19 protein-coding genes are annotated in these 21,287 nt (G+C 38.0%); 10 read left to right on the forward strand and 9 right to left on the reverse strand.

Annotation, left to right across the window (positions count from 1 at the left end):
• Nucleotides 1–216: 216 nt before the first annotated feature.
• From ACIQZ6_RS03945 to ACIQZ6_RS03980, 8 genes are all read right to left on the reverse strand, one after another.
• On the reverse strand, nt 217–594 hold the full coding sequence (locus ACIQZ6_RS03945; protein ID WP_395808411.1) for a BlaI/MecI/CopY family transcriptional regulator: 378 nt from the start codon (nt 592–594) through the stop codon (nt 217–219).
• 476 nt (nt 595–1,070) lie between these two features.
• Nucleotides 1,071–1,958, reverse strand: coding sequence for a sugar phosphate isomerase/epimerase family protein (locus ACIQZ6_RS03950; RefSeq protein WP_395808413.1), 888 nt, complete (start codon nt 1,956–1,958; stop codon nt 1,071–1,073).
• A gap of 17 nt (nt 1,959–1,975) precedes the next feature.
• Nucleotides 1,976–2,770, reverse strand: a complete 795-nt coding sequence (locus ACIQZ6_RS03955; RefSeq protein ID WP_395808415.1) for an SDR family NAD(P)-dependent oxidoreductase — start codon at nt 2,768–2,770, stop codon at nt 1,976–1,978.
• Between the two features lie 5 nt (nt 2,771–2,775).
• Nucleotides 2,776–3,801: a zinc-binding dehydrogenase gene (locus ACIQZ6_RS03960; protein ID WP_395808416.1), complete on the reverse strand. Its 1,026-nt coding sequence runs from the start codon at nt 3,799–3,801 to the stop codon at nt 2,776–2,778.
• Nucleotides 3,802–3,832: 31 nt separating this feature from the next.
• Nucleotides 3,833–4,540 carry an orotidine 5'-phosphate decarboxylase / HUMPS family protein gene (locus ACIQZ6_RS03965; RefSeq protein ID WP_395808418.1) on the reverse strand — a complete coding sequence of 236 codons (708 nt, stop codon included), beginning with the start codon at nt 4,538–4,540 and terminating at the stop codon, nt 3,833–3,835.
• A 337-nt stretch (nt 4,541–4,877) separates the two neighbouring features.
• On the reverse strand, nt 4,878–5,519 hold the full coding sequence (locus ACIQZ6_RS03970) for a DUF1080 domain-containing protein (protein ID WP_395808420.1): 642 nt from the start codon (nt 5,517–5,519) through the stop codon (nt 4,878–4,880).
• Nucleotides 5,520–5,891: 372 nt separating this feature from the next.
• Nucleotides 5,892–7,274, reverse strand: coding sequence for a DUF4270 domain-containing protein (locus ACIQZ6_RS03975; RefSeq protein WP_395808422.1), 1,383 nt, complete (start codon nt 7,272–7,274; stop codon nt 5,892–5,894).
• Nucleotides 7,275–7,373: 99 nt separating this feature from the next.
• Nucleotides 7,374–8,198: a glycogen/starch synthase gene (locus ACIQZ6_RS03980; RefSeq protein WP_395808424.1), complete on the reverse strand. Its 825-nt coding sequence runs from the start codon at nt 8,196–8,198 to the stop codon at nt 7,374–7,376.
• Between the two features lie 146 nt (nt 8,199–8,344).
• Here ACIQZ6_RS03980 and panC point away from each other — a divergent pair, with 146 nt between their 5' ends.
• The 6 genes from panC (at nt 8,345) to ACIQZ6_RS04010 (ending at nt 15,398) form a co-directional block, all read left to right on the forward strand.
• On the forward strand, nt 8,345–9,184 hold the full coding sequence (gene panC, locus ACIQZ6_RS03985; RefSeq protein ID WP_395808426.1) for a pantoate--beta-alanine ligase: 840 nt from the start codon (nt 8,345–8,347) through the stop codon (nt 9,182–9,184).
• 11 nt (nt 9,185–9,195) lie between these two features.
• A complete protein-coding gene (locus tag ACIQZ6_RS03990) occupies nt 9,196–10,209 on the forward strand; it encodes a lysylphosphatidylglycerol synthase transmembrane domain-containing protein (RefSeq protein WP_395808428.1) in 1,014 nt (337 codons plus the stop codon).
• A complete protein-coding gene (gene rfaE2 / locus ACIQZ6_RS03995) occupies nt 10,187–10,681 on the forward strand; it encodes a D-glycero-beta-D-manno-heptose 1-phosphate adenylyltransferase (protein WP_395808430.1) in 495 nt (164 codons plus the stop codon). The genes ACIQZ6_RS03990 and rfaE2 overlap by 23 nt, the downstream gene beginning before the upstream one ends.
• Nucleotides 10,682–10,871: 190 nt before the next feature.
• Nucleotides 10,872–12,011, forward strand: coding sequence for an acyl-CoA dehydrogenase (locus tag ACIQZ6_RS04000; RefSeq protein WP_395808432.1), 1,140 nt, complete (start codon nt 10,872–10,874; stop codon nt 12,009–12,011).
• A gap of 16 nt (nt 12,012–12,027) precedes the next feature.
• Entirely contained in the window at nt 12,028–13,275 is a 1,248-nt protein-coding gene (locus tag ACIQZ6_RS04005; protein ID WP_395808434.1) for a TlpA disulfide reductase family protein, read from the forward strand.
• Nucleotides 13,276–13,277: 2 nt separating this feature from the next.
• Nucleotides 13,278–15,398: a M1 family metallopeptidase gene (locus tag ACIQZ6_RS04010; protein WP_395808436.1), complete on the forward strand. Its 2,121-nt coding sequence runs from the start codon at nt 13,278–13,280 to the stop codon at nt 15,396–15,398.
• Nucleotides 15,399–15,448: 50 nt separating this feature from the next.
• On the opposite strand, the gene ACIQZ6_RS04015 is transcribed toward ACIQZ6_RS04010, so the two are convergent.
• Complete coding sequence (locus ACIQZ6_RS04015) at nt 15,449–15,796, reverse strand: phage holin family protein (protein WP_395808438.1); 348 nt, start codon at nt 15,794–15,796, stop codon at nt 15,449–15,451.
• A 30-nt stretch (nt 15,797–15,826) separates the two neighbouring features.
• Here ACIQZ6_RS04015 and ACIQZ6_RS04020 point away from each other — a divergent pair, with 30 nt between their 5' ends.
• The 4 genes from ACIQZ6_RS04020 (at nt 15,827) to infB (ending at nt 21,274) form a co-directional block, all read left to right on the forward strand.
• The gene (locus ACIQZ6_RS04020) at nt 15,827–16,282 is read left to right on the forward strand and encodes a hypothetical protein (protein WP_395808440.1); all 456 of its coding nucleotides are present in this window, start codon (nt 15,827–15,829) and stop codon (nt 16,280–16,282) included.
• Between the two features lie 137 nt (nt 16,283–16,419).
• Complete coding sequence (rimP, locus tag ACIQZ6_RS04025; RefSeq protein WP_395808442.1) at nt 16,420–16,884, forward strand: ribosome assembly cofactor RimP; 465 nt, start codon at nt 16,420–16,422, stop codon at nt 16,882–16,884.
• A gap of 33 nt (nt 16,885–16,917) precedes the next feature.
• On the forward strand, nt 16,918–18,153 hold the full coding sequence (gene nusA / locus ACIQZ6_RS04030) for a transcription termination factor NusA (RefSeq protein ID WP_306551851.1): 1,236 nt from the start codon (nt 16,918–16,920) through the stop codon (nt 18,151–18,153).
• A 115-nt stretch (nt 18,154–18,268) separates the two neighbouring features.
• Nucleotides 18,269–21,274, forward strand: a complete 3,006-nt coding sequence (gene infB, locus ACIQZ6_RS04035) for a translation initiation factor IF-2 (protein ID WP_395808444.1) — start codon at nt 18,269–18,271, stop codon at nt 21,272–21,274.
• The last annotated feature ends 13 nt before the right edge of the window (nt 21,275–21,287 follow it).

The raw sequence follows: 21,287 nt of genomic DNA on the forward strand, positions 1-21,287 counted from the left end.
AAAATATTGGTTCTCATTTTATTCTATTTTAATGATGTATAATCTTTGATTTAATAAACAACTCTGATTAGATGCATCTGATATATAAAAACAATAACAGAACGCCTATTAGTTTGATTTTTTTTTTGATAAAAGGTTAATAAATAGCGGGAATATTAATTGCAAGCTGGTTAATTGGACAAATCTAACCAAAAATGGTTTAAAGAATAGTTAAAGTTAAGTAAATACTTTATTGCAATAAGTTTTTGCTATGAGCTCATCTACTTTAAGCAGGCAATTAAGCTTATTTTTCAGTTCCTTTAATACGAGTTCTAAATCTTCAATTGACATCTGCTTTTTATCAACTACAAAGGATACTACATTGCAGTTCAATCTTTCAAAATAGCTTTTTGTAAGTTGTTCAATGCTTTGCTCAGAATAAGTATATTTTGTAACCAGTGGATAGTAGAGGTTGTTTCGGTTAGCGTTCTTGATCTCTATAACTCCTTTTTCTACCCATATCTTTGGCAATGTTGCTACAATATGATTATGAGCTTTGGGTTCATCCAGTAATTCTAGGATGTCTTTGACATAGCCACCAGTTTTTTTGATCATAGTACTTGTAGTATTTGTTCTTGGGCCTGTGTGAGTTTTTTATTCTAACTAAATTATTAGTCAATATTATAACTAATAATTTAGTTAGACAAATTTTTTTTAAAATATTTTTATTTCTGCATAGAAAAGCAGCTTGAAGAATAGGAATGCTAGTGATTTTTACTCAATGGTGATTAAATATGATCCATTTTCCGTACTTACCAAAGATTGTGATGCTATGAGATATTTTCTTAGCCTTAGCATAGAAATTTAATAGTGCTGATCTTTGGGTTTCATATTATACTGAACATCATCAGTATCTATATCAAACTATTCTGGTCATCGCCTATCTTGCTTAGTGGGGAATATAGCTTTTCTGGTGATAGGCTACGTTTAAAGGAACGCCTCCGGGTTGTGGTCTATCCGGCAACATCCCATTTTACCAAGGCAATATATCGGAATGGAGGATGGGGTGCTCAGCATTGGTAGTTTTTATATTATGCCACAGGCCAATGTTGTGCGATCTTTTTTTGAAGGAAAGTCACGCTTCTTTCAAGCTGATCCATTCCATCTACACCATCTTCAATACTGATCCAGCTATCAAATCCAACTCTCTTCAGTTCTGTGAAAATAGCATCATAATCATTAAGCCCCTTGCCAATCTCGCCATGGCTCAGTCTTTTTGCATATCCCACCGCACCGCCTTCTTCGCTGCGTAGGTCTTCAATCGTTCCTTCCTTGAGATACCTATCGCTGGCATGCATCGTCACTACACGATGCGATACTCTTTTTAGAAGTTCAACAGGATCTTCTCCTGCAAGGTACGTGTTACTTGGATCGTAATTGACCCCGAAAAAAGGATGGTCTATACTATCCACAAGCTTACAGAATACGTCCATTTTCTGTGCAAATTCAGGGTATTCCCAAAAATCATCTTTATAATGATTTTCCAGAATAAGCGTGATGTTCCGTTCCTGCGCATAGGGTAAGCAGGCATTTATACTATCAGCTGCTAACTTAATGCCCTCATCTACAGCAATCTCTGGACGTTTCTGTCCTGATAGCACACGGCAATAAGAACCGCCAAGAGCATAGGTCATATCAATCCATCTTTTCTGTTTTTCGATCTCATTTTTTCGGAAGGCAGCATCCTGGTGTGTAAAATCTGGAGAACAGCACATCATCGGAATCTGTTTCCCATGATCTTCAACCTGGCGGCGAAATTTGGCCCAGTTTTTTTCATCTTCCATCTCCCAAAACCCGGCGTACCACTCTAATCCTTCGATCTCTAGTTTTGATGCTAATTCTATCCATTCTGATAGACCCATGCTTCCTTTGCATAAAGGAGTGATAAACGCTTTGGGGAATGCGGCTAATTTTGGCATAGTAATTATTTGAAATATTATTTATCAAGTATTGAGGTATCCTTAGGCGGATTACGGCCTATAAAAGGGTACTGTTCTAGATCCATCACCTGTCCCGACACCGGACCGCACTCATCGCTGATCCAGTATACAACACCTGCCGCAATTTCTTCCGGCCATAAAATTCGGCCTGAAGGTGCATAAACACGCGGAACGTCCTTATACCAGTCGTCTCCAAGGCCATGCTCACGTTTTCGGATAGTTTCGTTTTCAGTAGCAACCCACCCCGGATTGATCTGATTCACCCGTACTCCTTCTTCGCGAAGAAGTGTATCACCAAGGTTACGGGTCATTGTCATCATTGCGCCTTTTGAAATACTGTAAGGAAGCAAATTAGGTTCGCCGCTGTATGCATTTACTGAACCGATATTGAGTACACATCCATGTGTTTTTCTAAGGTGTGGCAAAGCAGCCTTGGTTAGTGCAAATGGGAAAATGGTATTTACCTCCAAAACCTGACGAAGAAATGCAGAATCGGTACTGTGAATATCTGAGGAAACAATCATTGCCGCATTATTCACAATTGAATCGAGCTTGCCAAAAGCTTTCAATGCCGCATCGATTAAGTGTTGTGGAGCATCTTCAAGAGAAATATCGACAATGCTTAATACAGCATTTGCTTCACCCAGTTCTTTCACTACGGCTTCTCCTGCCTCCTTGTTTCGTCCGTTGATGACCACCTTTGCTCCCTCTGCTACGCAGCGTATCGCTATGGCTTTTCCTATTCCTGTTGTACTTCCAGTTATAATGACAACTTTATCTTTTAATCGCATCAGTTTTAATATGGTTTAAGTACGCTTTTTACTACTTCGCCCTTATGCATTTTTTCGAAGGCTGTGTGCCAGTCATGTATAGACCACACCCCTCCAATAATTGGACTTACATCCAATGCCCCGCTCGCCATTAATGCGATAACACGCTCCCAAATAGGCCAGTTATGGCTGAAGCTACCTTGAAGTCTGACGTTTTTCTGGATTATAGGATCCAAAGAAAATCCCAGAGGCTGAGGACCCCAGCCAACTTTTGATATAATCCCATTCGGACGAACCAGCGCCATCGCAATTTTCATCGTAATACTTGCACCTGCTGCGTCAATAATGCAATCTGCACCAAGCCCGTCACGTCTCATTGCCCATTCTGTAGCATCTCCGATGAATACCTCACAACCATATTGCTTAGCGATTTCTAAACGATGTTTGTCTGATTCTAATCCAACAATAGCAACTTCTGCACCGCATAGCCTTGCCATTGCTGCACAAAGGATCCCAATTGTTCCCGGACCAAGTACAACAACCCGGTCGCCTGGCTTAAGACGTGCGTTTTCAACAACAGCGCTATATGCTACACAACAGGGCTCAGTAAGACAGGCGTGCTCAAAAGAAATTTGATCCGGCACTCCATGTAAACAACGTTCCGGAACACGAACATAACGGGTCATTGCACCATTTACGCCATATCCAAAGCCTTTTCTGGAAGGGTCAAGGTTATATAATCCGATTTTTGTCATCGGGCTATTCATATCTATGATCGCGGCAGTTTCACTAACCACTCTGTCACCTTCTTTCCATTTGGTTACATTTTTGCCTGTTTCAGCAATAAATCCTCCAAATTCATGTCCAAGAACAACAGGATAATTCACTGGCCAGCTATGGTCAGCTGTCCATTGATGCAGATCACTGCCACAAACTCCTACATTGGCTACTTCGAGCAATATATCATTATCACCAATGGTTGGCTTTTCAATTTCACGAATTTCAACTGACCCTTTCTCAGGTGCATAGTTAACAACAGCGGCTGATTTCATATTTTTTATAAAAAAGATTATTGAACTGATTTTATTTTTTCCCAATAGCTACATCCCCATAGGCATGTATCTTTTCGCAAATTAAACGAAGCGAGCTTTCTAGATTACCATCAGCCGTTTTGAAAGCATCAGCATCAATTGTTAAAGGCGCTCCAAGAACAACCATTGGCGCTCCAAATTCTGGGCAACGAATGGCTTGTTCTAATGTTAATCCACCAACTGCCTGAACAGGAATATTTACCGCATTCACTACTTCGCGAAGCTGATCAAGAGGACTAGGCATGCGATTTCCTTGTGCAGCAATTCCGCGGCGTTCGTCATAACCGATATGATGAATAACATAATCACAGCCCAGGTCTTCCAGCCATTTAGCTGCCCCAATCATATCTTCACAGCCAAGATTATCTCCCATGACCTTCACCCCAAAATCCCGGCCCGCATTCACTACACACTTAATAGTTTCAGCATGGGCTCTTGCCATAACCACCACATGTGTTGCTCCGGCTTTAGCCATCATTTCTGCTTCAAGATATCCCCCATCCATTGTTTTAAGGTCTGCAACAATAGGCACATGAGGAAAGGCTTTACGCAATGCTCTCACGCCATGCAGCCCTTCTGCCAGAATTAGCGGTGTGCCTGCTTCCAGCCAGTCAACTCCAGCCCTCATGGCCAATGCGGCAGTTTCAAGTGCCTCGTCAATATTTGTTAAATCAAGCGAAATTTGTACTACAGGTTTCATAAGTATATTTTAGATATAGATGCGTTCAGGCTATTTAATTGCTTATTTGAGCGAATTGTCGATTAACCCATTCCCTTTATAAATGAAATGATTCAATTGCTGACTAGGGCTACGATACTGTTTATTAGGTTGCCAGTTTTTTACGGCAATAATGGTGAATACCCTTCCATCATTTTGAACGGAAGGGTATTCACCACAATCTTTATAATTTTGAAAAATTGGTTTAATTTTCAAATAACACCATGTAAATGTATCGCACATATCCCCGTGTAAAAATATGATAATTAGGAATATCTAAAGGTCTGGGCTGTTTTAATAGTCAGCATGAACAGACACCCTAGTCTGGTAATATTCTCACCTTTATGTCTTTAAAAAACACCTTGCTCTTTGGATCATGACCTTGGAGTGCAAATGTTCCGGTAGCAATTTTTCTGTTTAGGTGATTTTTAAGTGGTACGTAAGCTTCAGGTTCTGTATAATCTGTTATAATTTTACCATTTATCTTAGTAATGATGTGTTTCCCTTGAACGATAATAGTTTCTGTAAACCATTCATCATCTTTAACAATAACGTCTCTGGTGTCTAAGATATCATATAATCCGGCTGTCTTTTTCCAGTCGGTATGAGAATTATTCACCTGCACTTCAAATCCTTTGTCAGGAAAATTTTGATCTTGATACTCCGTATGAAAATAGATTCCCGAATTAGACCCTTTAGTGGTCATTACCTTTGCCTCAAACTCAAAGTTCTTAAAATTGGCATTAGCTACAGGCCCCACATAATAGAGGTGTGAACGTGGACCGAATACCATGATGCTCCCATCAACTACAGAGAACGTACCTGGTTTTTCACTGAATTTCCATTCGTCCAATGTTTTGCCATCCCAGAGGCTTATCCATTTATTACTATTTACTTTTTTAACACTTGAGCATGCGGTTAAAATGAATAGTACCGCAAAAAATAAAATAACATTTTTCATAAAATACTTTTAAACTAATGTATATCGTCAAAGAAAGTAGACAATGTACTTGTTTAAATGTAAGATTTTTTCTTTAAAAAATTTACGATTGCTATCTTTTGTTCTGATGAAAAGAGTCTCTTTATCTAATGACAGTTCTCTTTAATGATTTCGCTGTAGATTGGTTTGGCTTCTGCTCCATGACATTTTTTTAATTCTTAATGATGGAAATACGCTACCAATTTAGAAATATTTTATCCAATTTATGCTGATGATTGACCAATAACACTAGGTTAGGCTTCGCACAAGCCAATGACCTAAAATGCCTTACCTATTATAATAATACTAAACGACTGATTTAGAAGAATGAATTAAGGAAGCTGGTAAATTAATTTAATTGATCTTACTATAAATGATATTTAGCTTCATTTTATAACTAACACCGGCCTTGCCACTGCCAATAACAGCACTGGTAGCTGTTGTGCCTGATGAAACAGGACCTTGTTGACGATTATAATTCAAGCTGATCGGAGCAATGAATGTATCGTATTGCTTTAATTTACCCTTTAAGATGTCTTGAATATAGGTTGTAATGACAAATTTATATCGCTTATTAGTTGAGTCGTAGTACCCACCAAAATCGTAGTCAGTCATTGAAAATACAGGATTAGTACTAAAATCAGGAACAAATTGTCTTTGGCTTGCAATGTCGTTCTGGTAAAGTAATAATCTTTGCGCAGGCTTGATTTTGTCCATCCCGCCTACTACAGACAAAACAAGCTCAGCCTTATTAATGGTAATATTGCCAAGATTTTTTAACTTATCAAGATAAGGAAAGCGAATTCGTGTACGAAGTCCACCTAGGCCTTGAACATAAGTAAAGTCAAATTTTGTGTTAGGGTTACTTAGTTGGGTTTGAATATTCGTTCCAGTATAATCATGCTTAAAGTCAGCAACTACCGGTGCTGCATTATTCTTAATTGGAAATTTGTGAAGTGTTGTATCAATTAATGCTCCATTCTCGCTTTTATAGTAAATTTCTAGTCGGCTTGAGTCTGTTAGATTTAAAAATGTTATTCCTCCAGCACCTGTGCTTTGTGCTTTATTTACCGTGAGATAAAGTCCTTTTATTGATTTATTCAGTTCTGAATCGCTTGAAAGAACTGTTGAAGTTGCATTTAAAAAATTAGTTTTTATAAAATTCGGATCTAAGGCAATACGAATATGAGGTGCTTTTGATTTTTGCACATCTGGTTTACCAGTAACCAATTCATAAACTCTCACACTGTCCTTTAAATTAAATCGTAGAGATTTACTGCCAAGTATTGAACTTGAATAGGCTACTGGCTTTGTATTGTAATAGGGAGTTGATTCAGTTAACGCTTCTTTAAGCTGATGAACTTCAACATTGAATTTGGATGTACTGTCGCCATGAAATTCCTTACCATAATATAAAACTAATATGGCTGAATCTAATACAGGGCTTGTGCCAAAGGTAAGTCCCGGAGGATCAAGTGTCAGGGATAATGCAATGTTTGCTGTAGTTTTACCCATTATTGGGTCATTCAGATATCCAAGGGGATACTGTTCTAGGGTATTAGTAATGATGGTATCTTCAGCTACGGTTGATGCAATAACTGTGATGGTGTCTATTAAATTTCCTTTAATCTCTGTTGCAGTGTCAACATCAAGCCCGATTGTTTCTGTTTCCTGGCAGCCACCTAAAATAAAAAGACCTATCAACAGCGTTAATAAGTCTAGTTTGTATAATTTCATCTGTATTACATTTTTTTTTAAAAGCCCCATGACTCTACTATTAATTCACTCCTGACTAATCTTAATCCTGTCAGTGGTTCAGGTCATTTGCTTATTAATTTACACCAATGAAATAAGTTCTTCGCTAACTATTTCTTCGTAAAGGTTGTAATAATTTTCGTAATCTGTAGTAGAATTGAACTCCAGAGTTGGTTTATTGCCTTTTTTAACAAACTTTAACACTTCCTCATTGATGTTCTCACTCGCATAAACAACTGCATCTGAGTACGAAATTGCACCCAAATTAAGAGCTGTATTTGTAGCCTCTGAATACATTTGAGTATGGTCAGCATTCATCCCATTCATAATTGCTTTTTTTGCAAAATCAGAATTTAATGAGTTCTGGAAATGATCATCGTAAACAGAGTAAACAACTTTAGAATTTTTGAAAGTTGGATCGTCTTTATAGATAGTTTTTAAATAAGCAGGTACTAATGCACTCATCCAGCCATGGCAATGAACAATTTCTGGAGACCAACCTAATTTTTTTACTGTTTCAAGAGCACCCTTGCAGAAGAATATTGTACGTTCGTCATTATCTTCATAAAACTTGTTGCTATTGTCTGCAAAGACATGTTTTCTTTGAAAATATTCCTCATTATCGAGGAAATAAACCTGCATACGAGCTGAAGGGATTGAAGCAACCTTGATTATCAGTGGATTATCATTGTCGTTAATGATAATGTTCATGCCCGAAAGTCGAATTACTTCATGAAGTCTGTTACGACGTTCATTAATATTTCCGAAGCGTGGCATCAGGATACGTATTTCGAACCCTTTGTCCTGCATCGCCTGTGGCAGGTGACGGGTAATCTCAGAAATTTTAGTTAATTCTAGGAAAGGCGACATCTCATGCGTAATAAAAAGAATCTTGGTTTTTGCCATCTCCGATTTGGTTAATTTGGGGTTGTAAAAAAATTAGAAGAGCAAAGATAAGCATTATCTTATGAAATATCAATGAATTATGCAAATCGTTTTGGTTCTCGGGAAGTAATTAACCATTTTTGACCCTAGTAAAATTAGTTTATATTTTGAAAATCTTTAACAGCAGACAAGCAGTTCATAATTATTTGAATGAATTGAGGGCATCAGGTAAATCTATAGGTTTTGTTCCAACTATGGGTGCATTACATGATGGGCATTTATCTATGATTAAACTTGCCAAACAAAAAGCTGATGTTATTGTTTGTAGTATTTTTGTAAATCCTACTCAATTTAACGACAAAAAAGATCTTGAAAACTATCCTCGGCCGGTTGAGGATGATATCAGAAAGCTAGAAAAAGTTAAATGCCATGTACTTTTCATCCCTACTGTAAATGAAATGTATAATAGTGCCGAAAAATGGACTATTGAGCTTGGCAATCTTGACAAAATTCTTGAAGGAAAGATTAGACCGGGACATTACCAGGGTGTTACCCAGATTGTTAAAAAATTATTTGATACGATCAATCCACATTACGCTTTTTTTGGACAAAAAGATTACCAGCAGTTTATGGTGATCTCTTACATGGTAAAAAAGCTTTTTGTAAAGATTAAGCTTGTACTTTGCCCAATTATTCGTGAAACTGACGGATTGGCTATGAGCTCCAGAAATATTTATTTATCGCCCAACGACAGAAAGAATGCACTTGCTTTGTTTAAAGCGCTAAATAAAGTAAAAGAGCACTTTAAAACCAAAGCTATTCTTCAGATTAAAAAAGAGGTTGAATCTTATTTGAAAGCTGCTCCGGGTATAGAAATTGAATATTTTGAGATTTTTAATGCAAATTCATTTGCAGTCACTTCTTCAAAACGTCCCGCTAGCTTGATTGCCTTAGTTGCGGCAAAAGTAGGCTCGATCCGTATTATTGACAATATGATACTTAAATAGAAATATAATTTTTGAAACAGGTTATAGCTAAAAGCTTCAAATATCTTATTCTGCTATTAATAGGCCTAGTACTTTTATATTTTGCCTTCAAAGAACAGGACCTGAATTTACTGTTTGAAGATTTGCGCAGAGCTGAATATGTTTGGGTTTTTGCATCTGTACTCTTTGCTTATCTTGCTCATCTAGTTAGGGCATATCGCTGGAGAATGATGATTAGCTCACTTGGACATGGCACTCCATCTTTGACCAATACCTTTTCTGCTGTACTCATTGGATATCTTGCTAATCTTGCCTTTCCTAGGATGGGTGAAGTTTCACGGTGCGGAGTGATTAATAAAACTGATCAAATTCCTATTGTGAAACTGATCGGAACCGTAGTAGCTGAACGACTGATAGATCTCTTGATGCTTGGATTCATTATATTTTTGGCAATCGCAATCCAATTTGGTTTACTTTCAGATTTTCTATACAATAACCTCTTGATAAAGTTAACCCGAAGTGAAGGTTATTTTACACTATTGGTTTTTGCGTCTTGTATGCTGATTCTGATGTTAGTACTGTTCTATATCTTTAAAAAAAGAGAGAAATTAGGTATTTGGTATAAAATCCATAAGTTCTATTTGGATATTAAAAGTGGAATCTTTTCAATAAAGGCCATGGGTAACAAGGCGGGGTTCATTGCCTATTCAATTTTAATTTGGCTGATGTATGGAATATCGGTTTACTTATGCTTTTTTGCTTTAAAAGCTACCGCCGAATTAGGGCCAGTGGTGGCACTTTCAACATTGGTTTTCAGCAGTCTTGCTATGATAGCTCCGGTGCAGGGTGGCATAGGAGCATTTCACTGGATGGTTTCTGAAGGGCTAACCATTTATGGGATTGAAAGGAGTGAGGGGCTAGCCTTTGCACTTTTACTTCACTCTTTTCAAACATTAATTATTCTATTTACTGGTTCAATAAGCTTAATTTTACTTTTTATTAATTCACCAAAAAAGATCCGAAATGAGGAAGCTGGAACTAATTAAAGGAAAGGTATTTCATACAGAAGAGCTGCGCGCCAACCTGAATATTTGGCGTTTACTTGAAAAGAAAATTGTATTCACGAATGGCTGTTTTGATTTGCTGCACCTTGGCCATATCGATTATCTTTCAAAGGCGGCTGATCTGGGTGATAAATTAGTTATCGGGCTCAATTCAGATGCCTCAACAGCGGCTCTAAAGGGTCCAGCTAGACCAATAATTGATCAATATTCACGATCAATCATGCTTGCCTCACTCTCATTTGTAGATGCTGTTATTCTGTTTGATGATCCTACCCCTCTTGAATTAATTGCCCAGATCAGACCCGATGTATTGGTTAAAGGTGCTGACTATACAGTTGATCAGATTGTTGGTTCAGATCTTGTTTTAGGATATGGCGGTGATGTTCAAACCATTGAATACCTCTCAGGTTATTCTACCACTAGTATTGAAAAAAAGATAAGATCACTCTCCTAACCTTTTCTTTAGCCCGCCTAAATCTGCATTGAAATTTCTCGTTTAAAAATAAATCTAAAGCATGCAGGATTTCCTATAACCGGAATTGAGTTCTCCTGAAGCAGTATTCAATTTTTGAATAAAAAAATTTATTCTACTCGCATTCAGGATGTCCGCTTGAAACACTATTTTTGAATAAAAACCAATTACCATGGATTTTGAATTATCTGAAGAGCACCTGATGATACAACAGGCTGCCAGAGATTTTGCCAATACCGAGTTGAAACCAGGAGTAATTGAGAGAGATGAACATCAAAAATTCCCTCATGAACAGATTAAAAAACTAGGAGAGTTGGGCTTTCTTGGGATGATGGTTGATCCAAAATATAATGGCTCTGGAATGGATACCATTTCTTATGTTCTTGCCATGGAAGAACTCTCAAAAATTGACGCTTCTGCTTCTGTCGTTGTTTCTGTCAATAACTCTCTAGTGTGTTTTGGCCTTGAAATGTATGGTACCGAATTTCAAAAAGAAAAATATCTGAAGCCATTAGCAGCAGGAAAAAATATCGGGGCATTTTGCCTTTCAGAGCCAGAAGCAGGCTCAGATGCTACCTCTCAACATACTACAGCAGTAGATATGGGTGATCACTACCTGCTAAACGGAACAAAAAACTGGATCACAAATGGAGGGAATGCCTCTACGTATCTGGTTATTGCTCAAACCAATTCTGCTCTTAGACATAAGGGTATCAATGCGCTTATTGTTGAAAAAGGAATGGAGGGATTTAGCGTTGGTCTTAAGGAAAACAAACTTGGCATTCGCGGATCTGATACTCATTCCCTAATGTTTACAGATGTAAAGGTTCCAAAGGAAAACCGAATTGGTGAAGAAGGTTTTGGCTTCACCTTTGCAATGAAAACTCTTGATGGCGGACGAATAGGTATTGCCTCTCAAGCATTGGGTATTGCCTCTGGGGCCTACGAACTAGCCTTGGCTTATTCAAAAGAACGTAAAACCTTTGGCAAACCTATTTCAGGACATCAGGCAATACAATTTAAGCTTGCAGACATGGCAACTGAAATAGAAGCTGCACGGATGCTTTGCTTTAAAGCTGCTTGGTTAAAAGATCAGGGTCTGCCCTATGCGCAGGCTAGTTCAATGGCTAAACTTTTTGCTTCTGATGTAGCAATGAGAACTACTGTTGAAGCTGTTCAAATACATGGTGGATATGGTTTCGTTAAAGAGTATCATGTAGAACGACTCATGCGCGATGCCAAGATAACTCAGATATATGAAGGAACATCAGAGATTCAGCGTATGATTATTGCACGTGAGATTTTAAAATAACCCAGTACATTTAACTATGAAATATTTTTTCAATTTAACACGAGTAGGTTTACTTATAATCCTAATTTCATCCTGCAAGGGCACTTCTGACGGTGCATTACAAACAGGAATATGGCGGGCCACCCTAAAAACGGGATCTGGTGAAGAGATTCCCTTTAATTTTGAATTAACCGATTCTGCTGACCACAAATTACTGGATATTATCAATGGAAAAGAACGATTTAGAGTCAATGAAATTTCTACTTTATCCGATTCAATCATTATTCAGATGCCTCTCTTTGATTCAGAAATCAGAGCAGCGCTAAAAAATGAAACACTTAGCGGACAATGGATAAAGCATTATGGTGATAGTGATGAAGTTATGCAGTTTAATGCCAAAAAAGGCGATTCTTGGCGTTTTTTCAAGGATAATACTGCTAGCAAAACCGCTATATCTGGGCGTTGGTCAGTTACATTCAATACCTTGAATAACAAAAGCAGTTACGCCTCAGTAGGTGAATTTACCCAAGAAAATGGCCTTGTTTTCGGAACATTTTTAACCTCCACGGGCGATTACCGATTTCTTGAAGGAACAGTTTCTGATCAAAAATTATTTTTATCCTGTTTTGACGGAAGCCATGCCTATCTTTTTACAGGTAAGCTTTTGAATGATAGCACCATTACAGAAGGTAAATTCTATTCTGGCCTATCCTCTATTGAAACCTGGACTGCGAATAAAGATGATCAGGCTATTCTTCCTGATGCGTATTCAATAACCGATCTTAAACCTGGTTATGATAAAATCGATTTTTCATTTCCGGGTCTTGATGGAAAAAAAGTTTCAATTGCTGACCAGAAGTTTAAGAACAAGATTGTGCTTGTTCAGTTTTTTGGATCATGGTGTCCTAATTGCATGGATGAAACAGCGTACCTAACCAGCTTTTATAAAAAATATCAGAATAAAGGGGTTGAAATTGTTGCACTGGCATATGAACGTACCAAAGATTTTGAACGTTCTAGAAAAAACATAGCTAGGTTGAGAGACAGATTTTCAGTGCCTTATGATATGTTGGTCACAGGATTTACAAACGATAAAGTGGAGGTTTCTAAGAGTTTACCGATGCTTCAAAAATTTATGGCATTTCCAACCCTGATGATTATTGACAAAAATGGCAAAATCAGAAAGATTCATACCGGTTTTAGCGGACCTGGCACCGGATCCCATTATGCTGATTTTGTAAAAGAGTTCGAGAAAACAATAGATGATTTGCTGGCAGAAAAATAAAGATGAACTATAAATTAATACTAAGCTGGCCCCTAATTACAGCATTTTTTCTACTGTCGTGTTCTACACCCAAACTGGTGAATCTTGATCCGGTAACGGTAACCGAAAATATGCCAGGTTCTACAGTATATCGTGGCAGCTATACCAGAAAAACTGACTTGATTAATACCCGACTTGACCTTAGCTTTGATTGGGACAGTGCCTATGTTCATGGAAAGGCCACAATTCAAGCAAAACCATATTTCTATGCCACAGATCAGTTGCTACTCAATGCCAATGGCTTTCGTATCAAAAATGTTTCTTTAGTTAATAATTACGATAAAAAGCCTCTTCATTATCGTTATGATGGTAAAATACTCGCAATAACTCTTGATAAAGTGTATAACAACGACCAAAGTTATACGGTTTTTATAGATTATGTGGCCATGCCAAATAAGTTGAAGATCGGTGAAGATATATCGTCGTCTGGCGACCGTGGAATGTACTTCATCAATTTAGATGGAAAAGACAAGGATAAACCCAAACAGATCTGGACTCAGGGTGAAACTGAATGCAACTCAAACTGGTTCCCAACAATAAATGACACTCAGGAAAAAATGACTCAGGAACTAAATATCACGGTTCCTAATGAATTTGTGAGCCTTTCAAATGGTACCCTAGAGTTTTCAAGTATGAATGGTGATGGAACTCGAACAGATAGCTGGAGACAAGAGCAGCCGCATTCAACCTATTTAACCATGCTGGCTGTAGGAAATTTTACCATCACCAAAGATAAATGGCGCGATAAGGAGGTAAGTTATTATACCGAACCGGCATTCGCCTCAACGGCTAGGCTTGTTTTTGGAAACACTCCCCAAATGATGGAGTTTTTCTCTGTCAAACTAGGTGTTGATTATCCATGGGATAAATATTCGCAAATTGTTGTAAGAGATTTTGTAAGCGGAGCCATGGAAAATACCAGCGCTACAGTTTTTTATGAAGGATTAAATATGTCTGAAGGGGAGTATATTGACCAAAATCAGGAAGATATCATATCTCATGAGCTATTTCATCATTGGTTTGGCGATTTGGTAACTGCAGAATCTTGGGCAAACCTTCCATTGAATGAGTCATTTGCTACCTATGCTGAATATTTATGGAATGAATTTAAATATGGCAGAGAGCAGGCTGATTTTAAAGGATTTCAGGATTTTTCGATTTATTTCGGTAATAAAAGTAAAGAGAACGTAGATGTCATACGTTTTGATTACGCAGATCGTGAACACATGTTTGATGAAATCAGCTATCAGAAAGGTGGAAGAATCATTCATATGCTGCGAAACACTGTTGGAGATGCGGCATTTTTCAAAGCACTCAACCTATATCTTACCCGTTATGCCTATAAATCTGCTGAAATTCATGATTTGAGACTTGTTTTTGAAGAGGTAACTGGAACTGACATGAATTGGTTTTTTAATCAATGGTTTTTGTCATCAGGCCACCCTGTGTTAAACATACAGAATACTTTTGATCCTGAAAGGAAAGAAGTTTCTGTAACAATCAGGCAAAATCAGGACCTGTCAAAAACTCCACTTTATCGTATTCCTATTGCTATTGACATTTATTTTAACGGGAAAGTAGAACGTAAGGAGATTGTTCTGGATAAGCAAAAGCAGTCGTTTGTTTTTCCTGTAGCTACACTTCCAGATTTGGTCAATGTTGATGCCGAAAAGTATATTCTAGCTGAAAAATCAGAAGTTAAAAACTTACAACAAAATGTATTTCAATACGAGCATGCTCCGCTTTTTATGGATAGACTAGAGGCAGTAATCATGTTCCTGCAGAAAAAAGAGGAAAGCCTTGCCAAAAGAATGTTGATTGAAGCTTTTAAAGATAAAAGCTGGGTAATTCGGAATACTGCTTTAATGGTATTGGAATACCTTTCGAACGAAGAAAGAACCTCGGTTTATGGAAAAATAAAGGAATTGGCTCTGAAAGATGACCATTCACAGGTAAGAGCTTCAGCAGTTCAAATTCTTGGTAAATATTACCGATCAATGGATAATCGTACTGTTTTCGCTATTACAGCAAACGATAAATCGCTTGCTGTGAAAAAGGCTACTAATGATGCATTACAAAAATAAAGAAACCCAATCCCTGATTCTAAAGACAGTGATTGGGTTCAAATAAAATTTTAAATAGCTTTTTCTGAGCGGAAAGCAGAAAATATCATTTGAATCAGTGCAAGAACAGCAGCAAATAAAAAGGCAGAGAAAAATCCCTGTGTATTAAAACTAACCATTAATTGATCAACTAATAATACCATCAACACAGTAATAATAAATGACATTAGTCCGAGTGTTAAAAAATTGATTGGAAAAGTTAAAATCCGAAGAATCATACCGATTGTAGCATTGGCTAATGCAATGAGAGCACCTGCTATAATTGCAGCCCAGAAATTTTCTACCGTAACTCCTGGCAAAAGGTATGCAGCTATGGCAACTGCAGCTCCCATTAATAATATCTCAATGATTAGTCTCATAATTCATTTTTTTAAAAAATGTAATAAACAATGAAATTGAATATTCTATTTTACATTTTCACATTTATTTTTCTCTTGCTTAATTCCTGCAGGCAGGAAATACCAAAAGACAAGGTAAGTAGCGAGTTAAAAATTAGTCTTTCTGATGATAGTACTGAAGTGATCCTATCTAAAGTGCCATCGTTTATGATTGAAGAATTGAGTTCTGATTCATTGAAGAATACTGAATGGGTCAATTTTTTTGCTGTTTATAAAGATACTTCCGATCAAGAACTTAGAGATTTTCAATCTGCCTTAGAAGGAACTTATACTATCGCCCAAGACAGAATCAAATTTAAGCCAGAAGTAGGTTTTAATCCTGGCGTGTCTTACTTTGCCAGGTGTTATACTAAAATTTTGCTCAGGAAGCCTGAAGATATTATTTCTACTAGAAAAGTATTCACTAGCGGCGATTTCATTGAATTTAAATTCAGGTCAAGTAAATAATATAAATGTATTGAAACCAGGTATTTGCAATGCCGGATAGTTTTTTTATATTTGCATCGATCTGAGAAGAGCCCCGACGTTATCGGGGCTCTTTTTTTACCTTCCCATTTTTTTAATGGGATCAAAAAAGGTCGATTATGAACATAGAGAAAAGGGTAATTGAATTAGTTGAAGAGAAGATAGCTGATCGTCCAGATTTGTTTTGGGTTGATGTTCAGATGCATGGGAGCGGAATTTTGTCTATTTTAGTAGATGGCGATAATGGCGTTGCAATTAGTGATTGCGTTGCAATTAGCCGCCATGTGGGTTTTCATCTTGAAGAGGAAAATACAATTGAACAGGCTTATAGGCTTGAGGTTTCTTCTCCAGGTATAGATACTCCGCTAAAATCATTCAGGCAATTTCAGAAAAATATCAATCGCTCCTTGAAAATCAAGTTGTTGGATGGTAATACTAAGGAAGGTAAATTGATCAATGTCGAAGAATCGGGCATTACCATACAGGAAAGTGTGAAAGGAAAAGGGAAAAAAGCAGAATTGATTGAAAGCTTGATCCCATTTGAAAATATTTCAGAAAGTATAGTTTTAGTGAGTTTTAAATAACGTCCTATATAAATGGGACAAATTCAATAAAAAATGAGCAATATTAATTTAATCGATTCATTCCAGGAGTTTAAAGACTTCAAGAATATTGACCGTCCTACGGTTATTAGTGTTTTGGAAGAGGTTTTCCGCAGCATGTTGCGTAAAAGGTATGGTACTGACGAAAATTGCGATGTGATTGTCAACCCAGACAATGGTGATTTGGAGATCTGGCGTACCCGTACTGTTATGGAGGATGGATTTTCTGAAGATGATGATCTGGAGATTGAGCTGGCTGAAGTAAAAACTTTTGACGCTGATCTAGAAGTTGGTGATGATTTTATCGAACAGATCACACTTGAAAGTTTTGGACGCAGAGCAATACTTGCTGCCCGTCAAACACTTGTTTCAAAAATCCTTGAACTTGAAAAAGACGAAATATTTAAAAAATATAAAGATCGTGTTGGCGAAATTGTTTCTGGTGAAGTTTACCAGGTTTGGAAAAAAGAAACGCTCGTGCTTGATGATGAAGGCAATGAGCTTTTATTACCTAAAACTGAGCAGATCCCAGCAGATTATTTCAAAAAAGGCGATTCTGTACGTGCAATAATTGAAAAGGTAGAAATGTTAAATGGCAACCCCAAGATTATTATTTCACGTACTGCACCTGAGTTTCTACAGCGTTTATTCGAAATGGAAGTTCCTGAAATTTTTGATGGCCTAATTACCATCAAAAAGATTGTGCGTGAACCAGGCGAAAGAGCAAAAGTTGCGGTAGAATCTTATGATGACAGAATTGATCCTGTAGGAGCCTGTGTGGGTATGAAAGGGTCACGTATTCATGGTATTGTTCGTGAACTAAAGAATGAAAATATAGATGTGATCAATTTCACAAACAATATTTCATTGTATATTCAAAGAGCTTTAAGTCCGGCCAAGATAACCAGTATCAAATTAGACGAAGAAGAAAAAAGAGCTGCAGTATATTTGAAACCAGATCAGGTTTCACTCGCTATTGGCCGTGGTGGACACAATATTAAGTTAGCCGGAAAGCTGACAGGGTTCGAGATCGATGTATACCGTGAAGCACTTGAAGATGATGAGGATGTGGATATTGAGGAATTCTCAGATGAAATTGAAGGCTGGATTATTGATGAATTCAAGCGTGTTGGACTAGATACAGCAAAATCAATTCTGGCATTAAATGCAGATGAATTGGTAAAACGTACCGATCTGGAAGAAACAACAGTGAAGGATGTAATTGAGATTCTGAAGTCAGAATTCGAATAAGTTATTTGAGTTGGGATATTTGAAAAAAATCCTGGGTAGAGAAATTGCCCGATCCTAAAACATATAACATATAAAAAACGTACTTTTATACAAAAATAGCGAGGTTAAATAATAAATGTCAGAAGGTAAAAGCACAAATTTACTTAAAACTGCGAAGGAGCTGAATATTGGCTTGTCCACAGCGGTTGAGTTTTTAGGAAAAAAAGGCTTCAAAGTTGAAGCCAGGCCCAATACTAAGCTCACCGATGAGATGTATGATGTTCTTCTTAAGGAGTATCAGGGTGATAAGATTGTAAAAGAGGAAGCCAAACAAATTGTGATTGGCAAGATTCGACGCGATGATGTCCCTGTAGCCGTTGAGAAGTCGGAGCCACAGCATTCAAAGGAATTTGAACAGGAAGAGATTCTGATCAAGAATGTAAATCCTTTTACTACTCCTGTGGTTGAAAAACCAAATGAGGCTGCACTTGTTGAACCTACACCTGATGAAGGATCTTTGCCGGGTGTAAAAGTAGTAGGTAAGATTGATTTAAATCAGCTTAACTCAAAAACCCGTCCAGAAAAGAAAAACCCTGAGCCAGAAAAACCTGCTCCGGTAGCTGTTGTTAAACCTGAGCCAGTTGCTCAGGCACCAGTAATTGCAGAGCCGATTGCAGTAAAAGAACCAGTAGCTATACCAGCCGAAAAGCTTGAGCCAGTAGCTTCGGTTGATGAGCTTATAGAAACTCCAAAAGCTTCAAAGAAGCTTGAGCCTGAAGTGCTTGCAGCTCCAGCGGCCATTAATCCCGCAACAGCTCCGCCTGCTCAGGAAAAACAAGAAAATAAACCAAATACGCAGGAGGGTAACCCTAATGCACCAGTTATACGGGCTAAAGCAGAACGTTTATCAGGTCCTAATGTAATTGGACGTATTGAATTGCCAATAGCGCAGCCACGTCGTGGTCAGCCTGTAGCATCATCGTCTGCAGCTGCAGGCGCTGATCATAAACGTAAACGTAAGCGTAAAGATAATGCTCCCGGTCAGCAGCCGGGACAAGCTCCTCAAGGACAGGCAGGAAGTACTCCACGTCCGGCACCTGGTGCTGGATATCAGGGAAACCGTCCAGATTTCAGAGGAAGTAGACCAGCACCTGGTGCTGGTGGATCAGCAGCTCGACCAGATTTTAGAAACAAACCGCGTACACCGGATGCTCCAAAGGCTGAACCTACCGATAAAGAAATTCAGGATCAGATCAAAGCAACACTTGCCCGTTTAAGTGGAGCAGGTAAATCAGGTAAATTTGCTCAGCGTGCTAAATTACGTCGTCAAAAGCGTGATGATGTTGCTCAAACAGCTGAAGATGCTGCATTAGAACTTGAAGCACAATCTAAAACCATTAAGGTAACCGAATTTGTTACTGCAAATGAATTAGCACTCATGCTTGATGTTCCTGTAACTCAGGTTATTTCTACCTGTATGAGTTTGGGAATGTTTGTTTCCATCAACCAAAGGCTTGATGCTGAAACCCTCACCATTGTAGCTGATGAGTTTGGCTTCGAGGTAGAATTTGTAAAACCCGAAGATGAAGAAAGCGGTTTATTCGGTGAAGAAGATAAGCCGGAAGATCTATTGCCAAGGGCCCCAATCGTAACGGTAATGGGTCACGTGGATCATGGTAAAACATCTTTACTTGACTTTGTTCGTAAAACTAATGTGATTGCCGGTGAAGCCGGAGGTATTACTCAGCACATTGGTGCTTATGAGGTTAGCCTTGAAAACGAAAGAAAAATAACATTTTTAGATACTCCTGGTCACGAAGCCTTTACAGCCATGCGTGCAAGGGGAGCAAATGTCACTGATATTGCGATTATTGTAATTGCTGCAGATGATAGTGTGATGCCTCAAACGCGTGAAGCTATTAATCATGCACAAGCTGCAAATGTGCCCATCGTATTTGCCTTTAGTAAGGTAGATAAGCCGGGTTCAAATGCTGATAAAATCCGTGAGCAACTTTCTGCCATGAATATTTTGGTTGAAGACTGGGGTGGAAAATATCAAAGTCAGGAAATTTCTGGTAAAACGGGAATGGGTATTGACCTATTACTTGAAAAAGTTTGTCTGGAGGCCGATATGCTTGAATTAACTGCTAATCCTAACAAACGTGCAGTTGGTACTGTTATTGAAGCAGCATTAGATAAAGGTAGAGGTATTGTTACTACCGTATTAATTCAATCAGGAACACTGAAGGTTGGTGATGCCATACTTGCAGGTGGATATAGCGGAAAGGTAAAAGCTTTACATAATGAACGTGGCGTTAAATTAGACCATGCCGGACCATCAACTCCTGTTCAGGTACTTGGTATGCAGGGTGCACCTACATCAGGCGATAAATTCAACGTGATGGAAAGTGAAGTGGAAGCACGCCAGGTTGCTAATAAGAGATTACAATTACAACGTGAGCAGGGATTGCGTACCCAGAAACATATCACGCTTGATGAAATTGGACGTCGTTTGGCGATCGGAAACTTTAAAGAGTTGAATGTGATTGTTAAGGGTGACGTGGATGGTTCAATTGAAGCATTATCTGATTCATTACTGAAGCTTTCTACTGAACAAATTCAAGTTAATATCATTCATAAATCAGTTGGTCAGATTTCTGAATCTGATGTACTGCTCGCTTCAGCTTCTGATGCGATCATCATCGGTTTCCAGGTACGTCCTTCAGCAAGTGCACGTAAATTGGCCGAAGCCGAACAGATTGATATTCGTCTATATTCTATTATTTACGATGCTATCAATGAAGTTAAAGCTGCAATGGAAGGTATGCTTGACCCTGAATTTGAAGAGAAAATCACTTCAAACGTTGAAATACGAGAGGTGTTTAAAATCACTAAAGTGGGTACTATTGCAGGTTGTATGGTATTAGATGGAAAGATCACTAGAAATAGCAAGGTGCGTATTATTCGTGATGGTGTAGTTGTTTATACCGGAGAGTTAGCTTCATTGAAGCGCTTCAAGGATGATGTGAAAGAAGTAGCTACAGGATATGAGTGTGGTTTAAATATTCAAAATTTCAATAATATTGAGGTTGGTGATATTGTAGAATCATACGAACAGGTAGAAGTAAAAAGAAAACTATAGTTTTAATAGATAT

Source organism: Daejeonella sp. (genome assembly GCF_044348475.1).
Taxonomy (GTDB): domain Bacteria; phylum Bacteroidota; class Bacteroidia; order Sphingobacteriales; family Sphingobacteriaceae; genus Daejeonella.